The organism is Acuticoccus yangtzensis, from assembly GCF_001927245.1.
In the GTDB taxonomy this organism is placed as follows: Bacteria; Pseudomonadota; Alphaproteobacteria; order Rhizobiales; family Amorphaceae; genus Acuticoccus; species Acuticoccus yangtzensis.
Window position 1 is genome coordinate 1346247 of record NZ_MJUX01000001.1, and the last position, 17378, is coordinate 1363624.

18 protein-coding genes are annotated in these 17378 nt (G+C 68.6%); 7 read left to right on the forward strand and 11 right to left on the reverse strand.

Annotation, left to right across the window (positions count from 1 at the left end; translation table 11 throughout):
• Positions 1–7: 7 nt before the first annotated feature.
• The 6 genes from BIX52_RS06055 to BIX52_RS06080 all read right to left on the reverse strand — a co-directional run bounded on the left by BIX52_RS06055 (position 8) and on the right by BIX52_RS06080 (position 6681).
• Positions 8–1375, reverse strand: a complete 1368-nt coding sequence (locus BIX52_RS06055; protein WP_108676418.1) for an ABC transporter permease family protein — start codon at positions 1373–1375, stop codon at positions 8–10.
• The gene (locus BIX52_RS06060) at positions 1368–2081 is read right to left on the reverse strand and encodes an ABC transporter ATP-binding protein (RefSeq protein ID WP_075219991.1); all 714 of its coding nucleotides are present in this window, start codon (positions 2079–2081) and stop codon (positions 1368–1370) included. Before BIX52_RS06060 ends, BIX52_RS06055 begins: the two co-directional genes overlap by 8 nt.
• 80 nt (positions 2082–2161) lie before the next feature.
• Positions 2162–2587, reverse strand: coding sequence for a hypothetical protein (locus BIX52_RS06065; protein ID WP_075219992.1), 426 nt, complete (start codon positions 2585–2587; stop codon positions 2162–2164).
• A 131-nt stretch (positions 2588–2718) separates the two neighbouring features.
• Entirely contained in the window at positions 2719–4254 is a 1536-nt protein-coding gene (locus tag BIX52_RS06070; protein ID WP_075219993.1) for an alkaline phosphatase, read from the reverse strand.
• A gap of 162 nt (positions 4255–4416) precedes the next feature.
• Positions 4417–5166 carry a FadR/GntR family transcriptional regulator gene (locus BIX52_RS06075; RefSeq protein ID WP_075219994.1) on the reverse strand — a complete coding sequence of 250 codons (750 nt, stop codon included), beginning with the start codon at positions 5164–5166 and terminating at the stop codon, positions 4417–4419.
• Between the two features lie 183 nt (positions 5167–5349).
• A complete protein-coding gene (locus BIX52_RS06080) occupies positions 5350–6681 on the reverse strand; it encodes a TAXI family TRAP transporter solute-binding subunit (RefSeq protein ID WP_075219995.1) in 1332 nt (443 codons plus the stop codon).
• A 105-nt stretch (positions 6682–6786) separates the two neighbouring features.
• Between BIX52_RS06080 and BIX52_RS06085 the strand changes: the two genes are divergently transcribed.
• Positions 6787–7749, forward strand: coding sequence for a carbohydrate kinase family protein (locus tag BIX52_RS06085; protein WP_075220218.1), 963 nt, complete (start codon positions 6787–6789; stop codon positions 7747–7749).
• A gap of 92 nt (positions 7750–7841) precedes the next feature.
• Here BIX52_RS06085 and phaR read toward each other — a convergent pair whose 3' ends face one another.
• Entirely contained in the window at positions 7842–8546 is a 705-nt protein-coding gene (gene phaR / locus BIX52_RS06090; protein WP_075219996.1) for a polyhydroxyalkanoate synthesis repressor PhaR, read from the reverse strand.
• A gap of 262 nt (positions 8547–8808) precedes the next feature.
• Between phaR and BIX52_RS06095 the strand changes: the two genes are divergently transcribed.
• From BIX52_RS06095 to phbB, 3 genes are all read left to right on the forward strand, one after another.
• On the forward strand, positions 8809–9987 hold the full coding sequence (locus tag BIX52_RS06095; RefSeq protein ID WP_075219997.1) for an acetyl-CoA C-acetyltransferase: 1179 nt from the start codon (positions 8809–8811) through the stop codon (positions 9985–9987).
• Positions 9962–10831, forward strand: a complete 870-nt coding sequence (locus BIX52_RS06100; RefSeq protein WP_245803119.1) for an alpha/beta fold hydrolase — start codon at positions 9962–9964, stop codon at positions 10829–10831. The genes BIX52_RS06095 and BIX52_RS06100 overlap by 26 nt, the downstream gene beginning before the upstream one ends.
• A gap of 103 nt (positions 10832–10934) precedes the next feature.
• Positions 10935–11657: an acetoacetyl-CoA reductase gene (phbB, locus tag BIX52_RS06105; protein ID WP_075219998.1), complete on the forward strand. Its 723-nt coding sequence runs from the start codon at positions 10935–10937 to the stop codon at positions 11655–11657.
• A 100-nt stretch (positions 11658–11757) separates the two neighbouring features.
• Here phbB and BIX52_RS06110 read toward each other — a convergent pair whose 3' ends face one another.
• The 3 genes from BIX52_RS06110 to gloB all read right to left on the reverse strand — a co-directional run bounded on the left by BIX52_RS06110 (position 11758) and on the right by gloB (position 14208).
• Entirely contained in the window at positions 11758–12699 is a 942-nt protein-coding gene (locus BIX52_RS06110; protein ID WP_075219999.1) for a calcium/sodium antiporter, read from the reverse strand.
• Positions 12700–12971: 272 nt separating this feature from the next.
• Entirely contained in the window at positions 12972–13409 is a 438-nt protein-coding gene (locus BIX52_RS06115) for a cupin domain-containing protein (protein WP_075220000.1), read from the reverse strand.
• Between the two features lie 40 nt (positions 13410–13449).
• Entirely contained in the window at positions 13450–14208 is a 759-nt protein-coding gene (gene gloB, locus BIX52_RS06120; RefSeq protein WP_075220001.1) for a hydroxyacylglutathione hydrolase, read from the reverse strand.
• A 123-nt stretch (positions 14209–14331) separates the two neighbouring features.
• Here gloB and BIX52_RS06125 point away from each other — a divergent pair, with 123 nt between their 5' ends.
• Positions 14332–15147 (forward strand): class I SAM-dependent methyltransferase, encoded by an 816-nt coding sequence (locus BIX52_RS06125; protein WP_075220002.1) that lies wholly within the window; start codon positions 14332–14334, stop codon positions 15145–15147.
• Here BIX52_RS06125 and BIX52_RS06130 read toward each other — a convergent pair.
• Entirely contained in the window at positions 15101–16000 is a 900-nt protein-coding gene (locus BIX52_RS06130; RefSeq protein WP_075220003.1) for an EipB family protein, read from the reverse strand. The two genes, BIX52_RS06125 and BIX52_RS06130, sit on opposite strands and share 47 nt — an antisense overlap.
• Positions 16001–16180: 180 nt before the next feature.
• Between BIX52_RS06130 and BIX52_RS06135 the strand changes: the two genes are divergently transcribed.
• Positions 16181–16645 (forward strand): RidA family protein, encoded by a 465-nt coding sequence (locus tag BIX52_RS06135; RefSeq protein WP_075220004.1) that lies wholly within the window; start codon positions 16181–16183, stop codon positions 16643–16645.
• Positions 16646–16695: 50 nt separating this feature from the next.
• Positions 16696–17373 carry a glycerophosphodiester phosphodiesterase family protein gene (locus BIX52_RS06140; RefSeq protein ID WP_281249184.1) on the forward strand — a complete coding sequence of 226 codons (678 nt, stop codon included), beginning with the start codon at positions 16696–16698 and terminating at the stop codon, positions 17371–17373.
• Positions 17374–17378 lie beyond the last annotated feature (5 nt).

A 17378-nucleotide genomic window follows, 5' to 3' on the forward strand; every position in this document is an offset into this window, starting at 1 on the left:
GGCCGGCTCAGCCGCGCAGGGCCGCGACGACGTTGCGCGGCAGCGCCACGATGCCCGGCAACAGCGCCAGAAGCGCCGCCATGGAGACGAAGGCCGCGACGAGATGCACCTCGCCCCACCCGAGCGTGGCGGTGACGAGGATGTCGGTCTTCGCGGTGACGATGCGCGACAGCACCGCCGTCGCCCCAAGCCCGACGCCGAGGCCGAGGAGCCCGCCGAGGCCGATCAGCACCGCCGCATAGGACCACACGACGGCGAGCACGAAGCGCACCGGCGCGCCGAGAGCCCGCAGCAGCGCCAACCGCTGCGCATAGAGCCGCGTGAGGATGACGAGCCCGGTCAACACCCCCGCCGCCACCAGCACCTGGGTGACGATGGCCATGAGCGACATGACCTGCCGCACGTCGCCGAGCAGGCGGTGGAGTTCGCCCAGCACCGCGCCGGGGAAGAAGGCCATCACGTCGTCGCGCGTGAACTGGGAGCGCAGGGCATAGTTGGCCCACAGCTCCTCGGCGCGCACGATGATGGCGGGCGTACCGGGGAAGGACTCCGCGTCGAACGGCTCGCCGACGGTGCCGTTCCAGTCCGCCCCGTGGCCGCTGGCGAGGCCATGGACGTGCCACACCGCCTCGACCGGCACCAGGATGGCGCGGTCCCACGGGCTGCCGGTCGGCGCCATGCGGCCGACGACGTGGAAGTCGGCGTCGTCATGGGCGTGCTCGTCGGCCGCCTCGCCGGTGCCGTGGGCCGGCTCGAACTCGTCGCCGACCGCCAGCGGCACGTGGGCGCCGACGACCGCTTCCGCCTCGCCGGTGAAGACGCGGCCCTCGGCCAGCGTCCCCGCAAGGTGGGTGACGAAGCGCGGCGTCGTGCCGACCACGGGCGCGCCCTCATAGGAATCCCCGAAGGCGATCGGAGCGGCGATGTCGACCCGCGGATCGGCGGCCACCTCGGCGTAGATGGCGCCGGAGAGGAGCGGAACATCCGCCGGCTGCAGGTAGACGGCAGCCATCAGCATCGTCATCTCGCTGCCCGGCGCGGCCAGGACCAGGTCGAACTTGTCGGCGGCGCGCGCTGTGCCGGCGCGCAGCCCCCTCTCCTGCGCGATCAGTCCGGCGCCGATGCCGACCGACACCGCGATGAGCGCCACGAAGACCGCGTTGGTGACCCGGAACCGCCACAGCATGGCGCCGACGAGGGCGCCCGGCCGGTAACCCGCCATCAGAACGAGACCGAGGAGGACGGCGGGGGCGAGGATGGCGCCGGTCAGCGCGATGTCCTGCGTCAGCGGGGCGAGGCCGTCCCAGGCATCGCGCAGCGCGTCAGGACTGAGCGCGTCCGGCCAGCGGATCTCGGACCAGTCGAACTCAGTCATGGACGTCGCTCCGGGCGGCGGAAGGGGCGGTCGCGCCGGGCGCCGTCAGTGTGCCGTCGGCAATCTCGACGACGCGGTCCATGGCGGCGAGCAGGGCCGGATCGTGGCTGACGGCGACCAGCGTCTTGCCGCCGCTGCGTGCGGCGCCGACGAGATCGGCGATCAGGGCGCCCTTGGTCTCGGCGTCGAGGCTCGCGGTGGGTTCGTCGGCGAGGATGATGGCGGGGTCGGCGGCCAGGGCGCGGGCCAGCGCGATGCGCTGCCGCTCACCGCCCGAGAATGTGCGCGCGGCGCGGCGCCCGCCCGGAACCTTCAGCGCGGCGAGGCGCTCCTCGGCACGCACCCGAAGCGCCCGTCCGCGCCGCCCGCCGGTGAAACCCGACGCGATCGACGCATTGGCCGCGGCGCCCAGCTCCTCGAACAACAAAAAGTCCTGGAAGACGAAGCCGACCGTCTGTCGGCGGAAGCGGGCGCGGGCACCGGGGCGCATGGCCAGAATGTCCTGCCCGCCCCAGCGCACCGTGCCGGAGGCCGAGCCCGCCGGGACGAGGCCCGCCAGCGCATAGAGGAAGGTCGACTTGCCCGCGCCGGACGGACCCTTGATGCCGACGCATGCGCCGGGCTCAGCCGCGAAGTCGGCGATGTCGATGAGCGTCCGGCCGCCGGCGGCGACCACCAGCGAGCGGACGAAGAGCGGTAGGCCCATGAGACGAGGTCCCGATCGGTTGACGTTGGTAGGGCGTGGCCGCGGCAGGCGTCCTGCGGCGCAGGTGCGGGGCGCCGTGCTCAGGCCCGTGAGACGGTCGCGTCCGACAGACGCACGCGCGACAGGAAGCCGGTGTCGGGGTCGCGATAGTCGCCCAGCTCCAACGTCCCGCGGGCGATCAGCGGTACGTTGAACGGCTCCACCTGGAGCGTGCGCTTCAAGTAGATGGCGAGAATGTCGTCCGGCCAATCGGCGGAGGTTTCGCAGAACGGGCAGACGGCCATCGGGCGCTTGGTCAAGACGAAGAAGTTGGAATCGGCCTTCAGCGGCGGGGCCATGAAGCCGCTCACCGTGAGGCGCGTCCCCTCGCGCGATTGGGCGAGCGGGGTGAAGTCGCCGTTCTTCTCGTAAAGATCGCGCAGGCGGATCGAATCGGACTCGGCCCAGACGGGGCCGGCGGGAAGGGTCAGGGCAGCGGCCCCCAGGATGAAGCGTCTACGGTCCATCGCGGCCTCCTTCGCAGGACGTCGGTCCTGTCACGCACGAATATCATGTCGGCAAAACGAGGCGGCACCCCGGCCGGGCCGCCGCCTCGCGTCATGGTGAGGGGGCGGCCCGGCCCCCTCGCGGCGCCGGCTCAGTTGGCCGCGCCGAACATCGCGTGGTGCATCACGTGGAAGATGTAGTTCTGCTCCACGGTGCCGGTGAAGAGGTGCGCCCAGGGACCGCGCGCATAGACCGCGACGTCCTCGCCCGAGTGCGTCTCGGACGACATCGGCAGCAGCGCCTGCTGCAGGTAGTCGATGTCGGTGGCTTCGTCCTGGGCCACGTCGGCACGGCCCTCGGGGGCGGCGAAGGTGCCGTCCGCCTGCTCGGTCAGCACGGAGCCGGCGCCGTTCAGGTAGCCGATGACGGTGTAGGGCTTGCCGTCGGCGGCCGTCTCAGGCTCGCCATTGTGCTCGATCCCGCCGGCGGTGACGCCCATGCAAAGGCCCAGGATCGGCGTGCCGCGGCCGCAATAGCCGTTGAAGGCGATCGCATGCTCGTGGTCAGCGGTGACGATGATGAGGGTATCCTCGACGTTCGTCATCTCGGCGGCGGCGGCGACGGCCTGGGCGAACTCCTGCGCGTCGACGAGGGTGCGGTAGGCGTTGCCGTCATGGTTGGCGTGGTCGACGCGGCCGGCCTCGACTTCCAGATAGTAGCCGTCCTCGTTGGTGGAGAGGTAGGAGATCGCCGCGCGGGTCATGTCTTCCAGCGACGGCTCGTCCTCGTCGGCGCGGTCGGCCTCGTACTTCATGTGCGAGTCCTCGAACAGCGCCAGCACGGGGGTGCTGCCGTCGAGGTTCAGCGCGTTGAAGGTCTCGGTGTTCCACGCATATTGCGCGCCGGCCTCGGTCGCGGTCTCGATCAGGTTGGCCGAGCCCTCGGTGCGACGGCCGCTGCCGCCCTCGTCCGTCTGCGTACCGGCGGGCACGAAGTAGCGACGGCCACCGCCCATGGCGAGATCGACGACGCCGGCCTGCATCTGGTCGATGAGCTGGGCGGCGATGTCCTTGGAATTGTTGCAGCCTTCCGGCATGTCCGCATCGCCTTCCCAGTTCCGGTTGGCGGTCTTGGCGTAGACAGCGGCCGGGGTGGCGTGGGTGATGCGCGCGGTGGAGACGACGCCGGTCGACTTGCCGGCCTCGGACGCGATCTCGGCGATCGTCGTCAGGCGGTTGCCCTCTTCGGTCGAGCAGTCGTCGTGCACGCCGCCGGTCTCGGGGTTGATGTTGATGGTGTTGAACGCCTGCTTGATGCCGGTGTTCATGGCGCCGGCGGTCGGCGCGGAGTCGGGCGTTTGGGCGTTGACGTTGTAGGTCTTCACCAGGGCGAGGTGCGGGAATTCCTCGTAAGGGAGGACGTTCTCTTCGCCGAGCATGCCTTTCGACTGACCGTCGAACAGGCGGGCCGCGTAGTTGGTGCCGACGCCGTTGCCATCGGCGACGAAGACGATGACGTTCTTGGCGGTGGTGGTGATCGGCTGCTCGGCCATCTTCTGCTGCAGCACGGCCTGGGCGTCGGTGAACCAGGGGCTGGAGGTCTGGGCCTCCGGCAGCGTCTGGGCGTTCACCTGGGAGGCGGACAGGGCCAGCGCGATCGCGGTGGTGGCCAGCGCGAAGTTCTTCATAGCGTCCTCTTGGGGATCGAGCGAATTCGCAAGCCGCATAATCCCGCAAGATGACAGTTGGATCACATCACCGGCGCTAAAATTGCCGTTCGTGTCGTTGCGGCGCTCGGGTGCGGCCGGTTGCATGCCAACCGGATCACCCGTCGCGCCGCGGACCGGCGATCAGGTGCGCATGGCGCGCATCGCCCGGCGCATGCTGATGCGGCGAAGCGCGCCGAGTTCTTCCACGGCGGCGCGCGCCTTGGCCGGAGCGTGGCTCCTCACCGCGTCGGCAAGGGCCTGGTACTGGCCGAGCGCTTCGGCGTGCGAACTCGCGCTGATGAACATCGGGGACAGGAAGGTCGACAGGGCGCTTTCGGTCACCGCGTGGACGTGGGAGCAGAACGAGTTGCCCATGGTGTCGACCAGGGCGCGGTGAAAATCCTGCTCGGCTTCGGCGAGGGTGTTGCGGTCGGTCGGGTCGGCCTGTTCCAGCGCGCTGACGGCGTCGGCCAGCGGTGAAGCGTCAAAATCGAGGTCCTCGGCGCAGCGGATGCCGGCGATGATCTCGACCGCCATCACGATGTCGACGAGGTCGTCGAGAACCTTGTCGTCGGGATCGTAGCGGATGCGCCAGTCGATCACGTTGCGGTCGAACTGGCTCCAGCTCGCGATCGGCGTGACCTCGGTTCCGAGACGGCGGCGGGTGCGCAACATGCCCTTGGCCACCAGCGTGCGCACAGCTTCGCGCACCACGGTGCGCGAGACGCCGAGTTCTTCGACGATTTCCGCTTCGTTGGGGATGATGCTGCCGACGGGAAATTCCCCGCTGACGATGCGCCTTGCGATGGCCTCCACCGTGACGACCAGAAGGGTTGCCCCGGCCGGCTCGGGAGAGACGTAAATTCCGGCGGTCCCTGCTGCGCGGGTCATGTGGATGCCAAAGCGCTCATGTGAAATTCCAATTGCATATCAGCAATGCAAGAAAAATGCTATCTATGCGAAATTGTTCTCATGGCGCCAAAAAATGTTCCGGTTGAATAATCTTTGGCACCCGGTTGCGAGACGTTGCGCCGATTTTGATACGATTATGATCGCCGGTCGTCGCCGCAATAGTCAGCGCGTGCCGTCTCGCATCGGGGTGCGGCCGGAGGATGGCGCAGATCCGCGGCCATCCCCGGTCCGGTTGAGCAATTGGCGATGATTGAGCGTGGATGCTGCGGCCTGCCATGCGAAGGAGAATGACAGAAGCGACTTCTCTTCGATGCGATCGAGATCAAGGTCGACGATCACGCGTTCGAAAAGTGCAAAGAGGTCGAGGCGGATCTCGTCGAAGTCCTGGTCGCGGGTGGCCGCCTCGATGCGCGCGACGATGTCGACGATTTCGAGGTTGTAGTGGTCCGCGCGGTTCTTGCGCGCGCCCGCCAGCCAGATGCGCGCCTGCCACAGCCCCGAGAGCATAAGCGCCAGCGCGGTGACGCCGAGCGCCAGCGGCTCGGCATATTCCACCACGAAGATGGGATCGTCCTGACGATAGTAGCGGTCGGCGCCGGGATGGACGCCGAAGGCGAGGCGCTCCTCGGACGTCGGCGCGGTGATGAAGGCGGCCTGGGGCAATTGGCGCACCATCGCCTGGCGCTTCTCGAACAGGGCGCGGGTGACGGCCTCGACGGTCGCCTCCGGAACATCGCGCCCCACCGCCATCAGGCTGCGCACGGAGATGATGGGGATCGGCCGGTTGGGGACGGGACGGTCGCCCGAATAGGCGCCGACGGGCACCTCCTTGGCCTCCAGCGCGGGGTCGAACAGCGCCAGCGCCTCGGCCTGCTCGATCGGCACGAGCTGCGTCGGCGTTGCCTTGATAATGCCCTGAATGGTCGAATTGCCGAGGGCAACCACCATGAAGAATGCATCGATGTCCCCGTCGCCGATCATCACCGCGAGGTCGGCCAGCGTGGCGTGGACGATCGTCAGACTGGACGGAGGCACTTCGTAGTGTGCGAGCAGCCGGTCGAAGAGGTCGTTCGATCCGGCACCCTGCGGCAGCAGGCCGACCCGCTTTCCGGCGAGATCGTGGACGGAGTCGATCCCTGCCCCCTCGCGCGCGACGAGGTGGAAGGCCTCGGGGAAGAGGCGCGCCATGATGGTGACGTTGCTGCCGACCGCCGTGTCGCCCTGGATGAGGCCGAAGTCCGCCTCGCCGTTCTGGATGCGCAGCGCGTTCTGGGTGGCGCCGTTGGACACCATCGTCTCGATCGCGGTCACACCGTCGCCTGCGACGGTGCGGGCGAGCACTTCGCCGAACGCCGAGTAGGTGCCGCCCGCGACGCCCGCGGTGAAGCGCACCGGGTGCGGGCCATCCACCTGCGTTTCCCACAGCGCCAGCGCGCCGCCGATCAGAATGGCGACGATCGCAATGGCGGCAAAGGTCAACTGGCGACGCGTCATCCTCGTCCTTCGCCTGCGGGGCGGTTGCATTTGCGCTAACGTCGAAGAAAAGAGCGCGGCAAGCAAGCCGTTCGGCCGATGTCGCGGAAGCTTTTGGAGGCGAGGATGAGCGTTCTGGTCTGTGGCGAGATGCTCTACGACGTGTTTGCCGACCGGCGGACGGGCGTGAGCGAGGACCGGCCGGCGGGTGGCGGCTTCTCGCTCGACGCGCGCATCGGCGGCTCGGCGCTCAACGTCGCAGCGGGTCTGGCGCGTCTCGGCGTTCCGGTGGCGCAACTCACCGGCGTCTCCACCGACGTGTTCGGCGCGCAGCTGACCGCTTTTCTGGAGGCGGAGGGGGTCGAAACGCGGTACCTGAAGCGCACCGCTGCCCCCACAACCCTCGCCATGGTGATGCCGGGGCCGGATGGGTCCGCCGCCTACACCTTCTACGGCGAGGGCGCGGCGGATCGGCAGGTCGAGCTGGCCGACCTGCCGTCGCTCGGCGGGGTCGATGCGCTGGTCTTCGGCTGCTTCTCGCTGCTGACGCGACCGACGGGCGACTCCTTCTTGGAGCTGGCCCGCCGCGCGAAGGCCGCCTCCCCCGCCCCGGTGGTGGTGCTGGACCCCAATGTCCGGCTGGCCGTGGAGCCGGACCCGGCGGTGTGGCGGCGCAGGATCGGCGAGTTCGCGGCGTTCGCGGATCTCGTCAAGCTGTCGCGGGAGGATCTCGAGACGGTCTATGCGGACGCGCCCGAGGCGCAGCCCGCGGCATGGCTCAGGGACGGGGCGACCGCGGTGATTGTCACCGATGGGCCGCGCGGGGCGCGGTGGTGGTCGGCGGCCGGCACCGTCGACGTGAGCGCGCCGAAGGTGAGCGTGGTGGACACGGTGGGGGCGGGCGACAGCTTCCTCGCCGCGCTCATGGCGGGCCTGGCGGAACGGGGGATGCTGACCGCCGCGGGTTTATCGTCCCTCGCCGCGGCGGAGGCGCGCGATGTGTTGGCCTTTGCGGTGAAGGCCGCGGCGCTGACCTGCACCCGCCGCGGGGCGGATCTGCCGCGGCGTGCCGACCTCGCGACGGGGTGAGCCGCGCGCCGGACGGGCGCGAAGCGCGCAGAGCGAGAAGGCGCGCCAACGAGGGGGCACGAGACGCGAAGGAGCGTTTCGGACGGGCCGGCCTACTCGGCGGACCTCACCGCGGGGACGGTATCGGTTGCCGCGGCGTTGCCATCGGCGGGATCGTCGGCGGCCGGGTCTGCGGCTTTGATGGCCTCACGCTCGCTGTGGGACAGCGTTTCCATGCGCGCCTGCAGCGTGGCGAGCTCGGCCCGCAGTGCGGCGACGTCCTGCGCGAGATTGTCGCCCCCCTGCTGGGCCTGGGGCTGGACGCCGGCCGGCGGCGGCGCCGGTTGAGGCGGGCTCGGCGGCTCGGACGCGGCGAAGGGCATGAACATGCGCATGGAGCGCTGAAACATGTCCATATTGCGCCGCACCTGATCCTCGATCACGGAGAAGGCCTTTTCGCCGGCCGCGTCGATCCATTGCTGGCGCAGCCGCTCCTGCTCGCGTGCGAAGGAGGCGAGCGAATGCTCCAGATAGGTCGGGACGATGGTCTGCATCCGCCCGTCGTAGAAGGTAATCAGCTGCCGCAGGAAGGCAATCGGCAACAGGCCGCCCCCTTTGCTTTCGGCATCGAAGATGATCTGCCCCAGGACACCGCGGGTGATGTCTTCGCCCGTCTTGGCATCCTGAACCACGAACTCTTCACCCGAGCGCACCATTTCGGCGAGATCGTCCAGCGTCACATAGGCGCTGGTCCCGGTGTGATAGAGACGCCGGTTGGCATACTTTTTGATGACCGTCGAAGTCTTTTCGGCTGTCATCGCATCCTCGTGACGATGGGGGGTGTGCCGGCGAACGCCAGGCGCCGCACCGTAGGTACGCATCACACACTCCAAGAAAAACCGTGTCTGGTTGGCAACTTAAGGGTAAACGCGGCGCCGCACCAGAGAAATTGCTGCAATTGCGAACGCGGCGCCGTTAAACGTCCCGGTTGACACTGCTCAAATGCAGGTATGTGTGTGCCTGTATAATTGAAAATGATTGCCGCGCCACGCTGTCGCGGCACAGGAAGAGGAGACCGTTATGGCCGACAGCATCGTCATCGCCAGCGCCGCCCGCACCCCCGTTGGCGCCTTCAACGGGTCGTTCGCCACCGTTCCGGCCGCCGAGCTCGGCGCCACCGCCATCAAAGCCGCGCTCGAACGCGCAGGCGTCTCGCCCGACGACGTCGACGAGGTTATTCTCGGCCAGGTCCTCACCGCCACCTGCGGCATGAACCCCGCCCGCCAGGCCGCCATGGGCGCCGGCATCCCGAAGGAAAAGACCGCCTGGACCATGAACCAGGTCTGCGGCTCGGGCCTGCGCTCGGTCGCAATCGGCATGCAGCAGATCCTCACCGGCGACGCCGACATTATCGTCGCCGGCGGTCAGGAGAACATGACGCTTTCGCCCCACGCCGCGCACCTTCGCGCCGGCCACAAGATGGGCGACATGAGCTTCATCGACACGATGATCAAAGACGGCCTGTGGGACGCCTTCAACGGCTACCACATGGGCGGCACGGCCGAGAACGTCGCGCGCGAGTGGCAGATCACCCGCGAAGCACAGGACGAGTTCGCCGTCGCCTCCCAGAACAAGGCCGAAGCCGCCCAGAAGGCCGGCAAATTCAAGGACGAGATCGTCCCCGTCACCGTGAAGGGCCGCAAGGGTGACACCATCGTCGACGCCGACGAGTACATCCGCCACGGCGCCACGATCGACGCGATGACCAAGCTGCGCCCGGCCTTCGCCAAGGACGGCACCGTCACCGCCGGCAACGCCTCCGGCATCAACGACGGCGCCTCCGCCATGGTGCTGATGACCGAGGCCGAAGCGATGAAGCGCGGCATCACGCCGATGGTGCGCATCGCCTCCTGGGCGACCGCTGGCGTCGACCCCAAGGTGATGGGGACCGGGCCGATCCCCGCCTCCAAGAAGGCGCTGGAGAAGGCGGGCTGGTCGGTCGGCGACCTCGACCTCGTGGAAGCCAACGAGGCGTTCGCCGCGCAGGCCTGCGCGGTCAACAAGGACATGGGCTGGTCCGATGACATCGTGAACGTCAACGGCGGCGCCATCGCCATCGGCCACCCGATCGGCGCGTCCGGCAACCGCGTCCTGACGACGCTGCTGTTCGAGATGCAGAAGCGCGGCGCCAAGAAGGGCCTCGCCACCCTGTGCATCGGCGGCGGCATGGGCGTTGCCCTGTGCGTCGAAGCGATCTGACCGGGGCCGTGTCATCGCCTGGGCGCTGACCGAAACCGTCGCGACGCGCGCAGGCGCGGTCGCGGCGGGCCGCACCGGCGAGGGCCCGCCTCTGGTCCTCGCCCACGGCTGGCCGTGGTCGTCCTTCTCGTGGCACCGCATCATTCCGGCGCTCGAAGAACACTTCACCTTATACTTCTACGACATGCCCGGCTTCGGCCGCTCCGAAATGCGCCCCGACCAGCGCACCTCGCTCGACGTGCAGGGCGAAGTCTTTGCCGAGATGCTCGGCCACTGGGGGCTGAGCGCGCCTTCCGTCGTCGCGCACGACTTCGGCGGCGCGATCACATTGCGTGCCCATTTGTTGCATGGCTGCAATTTCTCGCGCTACGTGCTGATGAACGTGGTGGCCATGCGGCCCTGGGGGTCGGACTTCTTTTCCCATGTCGGGCGTCATGTCGACGCCTTCACCGGCCTGCCGCCGCACATCCACGGGGCCGTCGTACGCGCTTACATTGATGGCGCTCTGGCCACCCCGCTGCCGCAGTCCGACCTCGACGCGCTGGCCGCACCGTGGCTCACCGAAGCCGGCCGCATCAGCTTCTACCGCCAGTTCGCCCAGGCGGACGAGAAGTATACTGCCGAAGTTGAACCGCTTTTCGGCGATATCCGCGCGCCGACCTCGATCATCTGGGGCGCGAAAGATCCTTGGATCCCGCTCTCGCGCGGCCGTGCCTTGCATTCGCGCATCCCGAATGCCGACTTCACGGAGCTACCTGAGGTAGGACATTTGCCGCAGCTCGAAAATCCTATCGCCCTTCAGGTGCCTCTTCTCAAAGCACTTTCTAGAAACGTCCAAAGATAGCTCTGCTTTTAAGCACATCAGAACATTGACGCAGCTCATTGTTCTTGGCGATGAATTTAGCACAAACAGATCCGCGAAGCGGACGTTCCACTGGGAGGATATTATGGCTCGCGTTGCACTCGTGACGGGCGGGACCCGCGGCATCGGCGCCGCAATCACGAAATCGCTCAAGGCCGCCGGTCACACCGTCGTCGCCAACTATGGCGGCAACGATGAAAAGGCCAACGCCTTCAAAGAAGAGACCGGGATCGACGTCGCGAAGTTCGATGTCGGCGACGCGGCGGCCTGCGAGGCGAAGATCGCCGAGATCGAGTCCAGCGTCGGCCCGATCGACATCGTGATCAACAATGCCGGCATCACCCGTGACGGCACCTTCCACCGCATGACGTTCGACCAGTGGAAGGCGGTGATCGACACCAACCTCAACTCGATGTTCTGCGTCACCCGGCCGGTCATCAACGGCATGCGCGACCGCGGCTTCGGTCGGATCATTTCCATCTCGTCGATCAACGGCCAGAAAGGGCAGATGGGGCAGGCCAACTACTCCGCCGCGAAGGCGGGCGTGATCGGCTTCACCAAGGCGCTGGCCCAGGAGAACGCCAAGAAGGGCATCACCGCCAACGTGGTCGCCCCCGGCTACATCGACACCGACATGGTGGCCGCGGTGCCGCCGAAGGTGCTGGAGGCGATCATCGGCGGCATTCCGGTCGGCCGCCTGGGCAAGGCCGAGGAGATCGGCGCCCTGTGCGCCTATCTCGCCTCCGACGATGCCGGCTTCATCACCGGCGCCACGATGTCGATCAACGGCGGCCAGTACATGGCCTGACCTTCAGGGGCGAGGCGGGAGCCCGGCACATTCGCGCCGGGCCTTCTCGTCCGCACCCCACAGCCGCACGGCCGGAGGCCCGATCGGGCGAAAGACTGGGTCAGGCCACCGATCCCGTCGCCGCCTGGAACGCCACGTAGCCGGCATAGAGCGCGACCAGGACCGCCCCTTCCCAGCGCGTCACCCGCTGCCCCGTCGCCACGACGATGACGAGAAGAACGGACACCGCCACCATCACCGGGATGTCGAAGAACTGCATGGTGGGCGACACCGGCACGGGATGGACGAGCGCCGTCACGCCGGTGATGCCGATGGCGTTGTAGATGTTGGAGCCGAGAACGTTGCCGAGCGCGATCTCGGACTGCTTCTTCAGCGCGGCGATCACCGAGGTGGCGAGCTCGGGAAGCGATGTGCCGACAGCGACCATGGTGAGGCCGATCACCTCCTCCGACACGCCGTAGCGCGAGGCGAGCTCCACCGAGCCGGACACCAGGAGGTCCGCGCCGATGATCACGCCGCCGAGGCCGATCGCGACGAACAGGAGCGACAAAGGCAGAGAGGCGCACGGCACCTCGGGCGTATCCGCCGCAGCGGAGGCCTGACGGTCCTGTCGCACGGTGAAGACGATGTAGCCGACCAGAGCAAGGACGAACAGCGTTCCGGCGATCCGCGTGAACTCGCCCGTGAAGGCGACCAGCATGAAGGCGGCCGCCGTGGCGATGACGATCGACCCGTCGCGCAGGACGGCCGAGCGCGAGGTCACGAAGGGCCGCATCAACGCGGCCGCGCCCAAGATCAGCAGGATATTGGCGATGTTTGAGCCGACGATGTTGCCGACGGCGATGCCTGGCGCACCGGCGAGGGCGGCGCGAATACAGGTGACGAGTTCGGGCGCGGATGTGCCTAAGCCGACGATGACCACGCCGACGACGAGAGGAGATATTCCGAAGCGCACGGCGAGCGAGCTCGAGCCGCGCACCAGCAATTCGCCGCCTATGAAGAGGCCGACGAGCCCACCGATGATCGAGAGGGCAAGTGTCATGAACGTTCCTTGGGTGCGACCAGTCGTTCGCTAGGTGTGGGAACGCCGGGGAGGCGGTTCAACGGCCGCTCCCGTCATTCGGCGATATTAAACCGGATCGTCATACAATGCCGCGATCCGGCGAGAGCGCTAAGCGGGCGCCGTCTCTGGCGTTCCGGCTGTGTGCGGGTTGGCGCCCGCGCCCGCTGCGGCAAAGCGTCCGCGCGCCTAAGCGTCCGGCAGCCAGGCGACGGCGGGCGGGCGGGCGACGGCGGGAGTTGCCCCGCCCCGTGTCAGCCCTTCGCCGGGCGCGGCGTCGGCCGCCAGTCGGGCGGGGCCATCTCGAACCCTTCGAAGACGAAGCCGGGTGCCACCGTGCAGCCGACCAGCGTGTAGGCGCCCAGGGATTCGGCGGTCTGCCAATGGCCGGCCGGAACCACCACCTGCGGGCGCTCTCCTGCGGCGATGTCGGGGCCCAGCCGGTGGGCGACCGCGTCGTGACCGTTGGGCGACAGCGTCAAGGCGAGAGGCGCGCCGGCATAGTAGTGCCAGACCTCGGCCGCGTCGTTGACCCGGTGCCAGGCCGAGCAGTCGCCCGCCTCGAGCAGATAGTAGATCGCCGTGGAATGGCCGCGCCCACCGTCCGCCGCATCGCGAAAGGTCTCGACGAAATAGCCGCCTTCGGGATGCGGCTGCATCCCCAGAGCGGCGATGATGGCCTTCGCGCTCATGGCGCGGCGCTCGCGGAGCGCGCTGTGTCCTGCCGGGCGCTCACGAGAAGCCGTCCCGTCCCTTGCGCAGCCGCGCGAACACGTCGACGGGGTCCGCCCCCTCCATGCCGAGCGCCAGCGCGACAGCGGGGTCGTCGGCCCGCATGAAGGGGTTGGTCGCCTTTTCGGCGGCCATGGTCGTCGGCACGGTCGGCTCCAGCCGGTCGCGCGCGGCACGCACCACCGCCAACCGCTCGGCGATGGCCGCGTCATCCGGCAGCGTTTCGGCTGCATAGCGGGCGTTGGTGAGGGTATATTCGTGGCCGCAATAGATCGCGGTCTCGTCCGGCAGCGCCGTCCGCAGCGCCTTCAGGGAGGCCCACATGGTGGCGGCGTCCCCCTCGAACAGGCGCCCGCAGCCCATGGCGAACAGCGTGTCGGCCGTGAAGGCGATGCCCTCCTGCGGCAGGTGATAGCTCAGCGGGCCGGAGGTGTGTCCGGGCGTCGCGATCGCCGTCACGCTGATCGGGCCGAGGGTGAAGGTCTCGCCATCCTTGATCGTGCGGTCGAGCCCCTTGATGCGGTCCGCCTCGGCCGCCGGGCCGATCACGGTGGCGCTCCCCTTCACCTCGCCGATCGCCTGAACGTGGTCAGAGTGGTGGTGTGTGACGAGGATGGTGGTGAGCGTCCACCCCGTCTCGTCGAGCGCAGCCTTGATCGGCGCGGCCTCGGGGGCGTCCACCAGGATGGTCTCCCCGTCCTTGTGGACCAGAACCGCGTAGTTGTCCGACAGGCACGGGATCAGCCGCACGTCCGCCATGAGATCTCCTCATTTTCGTTGGCGTGAGAATGGCCCAGCGGGGGCGGAACGTCCACCGCGGCGCCGGAATTGAGCTTGGATCGACCCGCGTGCTATTGCTGGCCTTCAATTGAGGACTTGTCCATGCACCTCGACGTCACGCAGTTGAGTGCATTCTATCTGTCGCCTCTGGGGCGGATCGCGCGGCAGATTCTGGCCGCCGAGGTGCGGTCGGTGTGGCCCGACGTGAGGGGTGACCGGATCGTCGGGCTCGGCCATGCGACGCCTTTCCTGCGCCCCTTTCTCGGCGAGGCGGAGCGCGTTCTGGCTGTGATGCCGGCGGCCGAGGGGGTCCTCCATTGGCCGCCCGAGGGCCCCAATCTCACCACCCTCGCCTACGAGCAGCACCTGCCGCTGCCGCACAACAGCGTCGACCGGCTCCTCATCGTCCACCTGCTGGAGGCGACGAAGGACCCGGCCGAGGTGCTGCGCGAGGCGTGGCGCGTGCTGGTGCCGTCCGGCCGGGTTCTGGCGGTCGTTCCGTACCGGGCGGGGGCCTGGGCACGGGCCGATTCGACGCCCATGGGTCTCGGCCGCCCGTTCAGCCGCGCCCAGCTCGCCCGGCTGATGGACGAGTGCTGGCTCGACCCGGTCGACGTCAGGCGCTGCCTCTACGTGCCGCCGAGCCGCATGCGCATGGTGCTGGGCTCGGCGCGCGCGTGGGAGCGGATCGGCCGCAGCGTCGTGCCGCGGTTCGCCGGCCTCCTCGCGATCGAGGGGCGCAAGACGTTGACCCGCGGCATCCCGGTGCGCCCGCCGCGAAAGCTCGCCGACCTCGTCCCCGCGCTGACGCCCGTGCCGAAACCGGCCGCCACGTGCGCCGCGAACCTCAACGCCGAGGGTGCGCCGCGGTCTATTCTGCAGGGCACTCCGGAACGGGATCGACGCGCAGCTCGGTAAGCCGGCCGCCGAGCGCATACTGGCCGTAGTCGAAGCTCGCCGCGTAGACGACGCCGTTGCCGAGCAGACGGAAGCCGATCACCTGCTCCGGCAGCGGCTCACCCGCCTGCGCATCCTGGCGGAAATACGAGATCGAAACTGCGTAGGACGGCATGTCGGCAGCGCCCGGAAGCGAGCCGAACGCGCGCGTCTCGCGGTCGGTCGCGCCGGGGAGGCCGGTCGTGCCGGGTCCGATCACCGTCGTCGTGTCGAACACCTCGTCTGCGGCCCCGCCGCCGTCGAACATCGGCGCTTCCAGCACCCGCTCGCCCTCCGCTCCGGCATCAAGCAGCAGATGGGCATGCTGCGAGGGGAAGACGGCGCGCGGAAGCTCGAGGTGCGCGCCGACCGGCTTCTCGAGCTCCACCACGGTGCCGGCGGGGGTGCCGGTGGCCTGGCCCTGAACCAGCAGCTCGTCCGCCGTATCGGTGACGGTCTGGTTGAGGAAGCTGAATTCGGGCGGGGAGAGCGTCTCGAACGTGGAAGCGCGCAGGCCGGTGCGCGTGCTCTGCCCCTCCCGGTCGACGGTAACGATCTGGAACGTGGTCGTGACCGTGTAGCCGTCGCACCACGAACCCTCGATCTCGTAGACCAAGGTGCCGGTGATGGAGAGGATCGACACCGAGGCTTCGACGCGCGACACCGACAGATCGTAGACGGCGCGGTGCGGTGCCAGCGGGTGGTCGGGCGCAGCGGCCGAGGCCGGCGCCGCGCCGATGGCAAGGAGCGGGGCGAGCAGCGTCACGAGCCAGCCCGCAGAATGCGCCGCACCAAGAGCCCCACCGGAGCCGGACCTGCAGGCGAAGGATGGCATGTTCGGCTCCGTGGCGCGCGAGGGACGCTTCGCCCTTCACACGCCCCCCGCCAAGGGTCAAGCGCGGCCGCCCACCCATGTGGGCCACGACCTGCGCGCCCCCGTCTGCACAGGAGACGCCTTGCACAGGAGAGGGCCCGCCTCTAGACGAAACGAAGCGATGAATTGCGAGGAAGACCGATGAGCCAAGTCGAACGCAAGCTTGCGGACATGGAGCTGGCCCTGCCGACCGCGGGTGCCCCCGCCGGGTCCTACGTGCCGACCGTGCAGACGGGCAACCTCGTCTTCGTCTCCGGCCAGATCTCCGTCGATGCGGACGGCGCCATGATCATCGGCCGCTGCGGCGAGAACATGGGCGTCGAAGAAGGCCAGGCCGCCGCCGAGCGCTGCGCCCTCATGATCCTCGCCCAGCTCAAGGCCGCCATCGGCGATCTCGACAAGGTGAGCCGCGTCGTGAAGCTGAACGGCTTCGTCAACTCCGCGCCCGGCTTCGGCGATCACCCGAAGGTCATCAACGGCGCGTCCGACCTGATGGTCAAGGTGTTCGGAGACAAGGGTAAGCATGCGCGTGCCGCTGTCGGCGTCGCCAACCTGCCCTTCGGCGTCGCGGTCGAGGTCGAGGCGATCTTCGAGGTCGTGTCATAACCGGCATCCTCCCGGACTGGCTGACCCGCACCCCCATCGCCCACCGCGGGCTGCATGGGGACGGGCTCGTCGAAAACACGCTGGGCGCCGTGGAAGCGGCGATCGAGGCCGGATTCGCGGTCGAGGTGGATCTGCAGCTCACCGCCGACGCCGGCCTCGTCATCAACCACGACGCGACGCTGGACCGCACGACCGACGGCACTGGGCGCATCTCCGACTATCCGCTCGACGATCTGCGGCGCATCCGCATCCGCGGGTCGGACGAGACGCTGTCCTCGGTGACCGACCTCCTGGCGCTGACATCCGGCCGGGCGCCGCTCTTCATCGAGCTGAAGTCGCCCGCCGATCCCACCGCAAAGGTGGCGATGGCGAGCGTCATCACCCGCGCCCTGGCCGGCTACAGCGGCGCCGTGGCGCTGATGACCTTCGACCCGGACCTTCTTGCCCTCCTGCGCCCGGCGCTGAAGGACACGCCGCTCGGCATCCTGGCGGGCGGCGAGGAGCACGGCTCGCTCATCTCCCGCTTCGGGCGGGACATGATGCTGCACACGCCGCGCACCAAGCCGGACTTCGTGAGCTACTACGCGGTGGCGCTGCCGCATCCGGGTCCGGCGCTGCAGCGGCGCCGCGGCCGTCCCGTTCTGTCGTGGACCGTGCGCTCTGCGGCGGAGGCGAAGCGGATCGAGCCCTACGTGGACCAGATCATCTTCGAGGACTTCCGGCCCTGATCGCG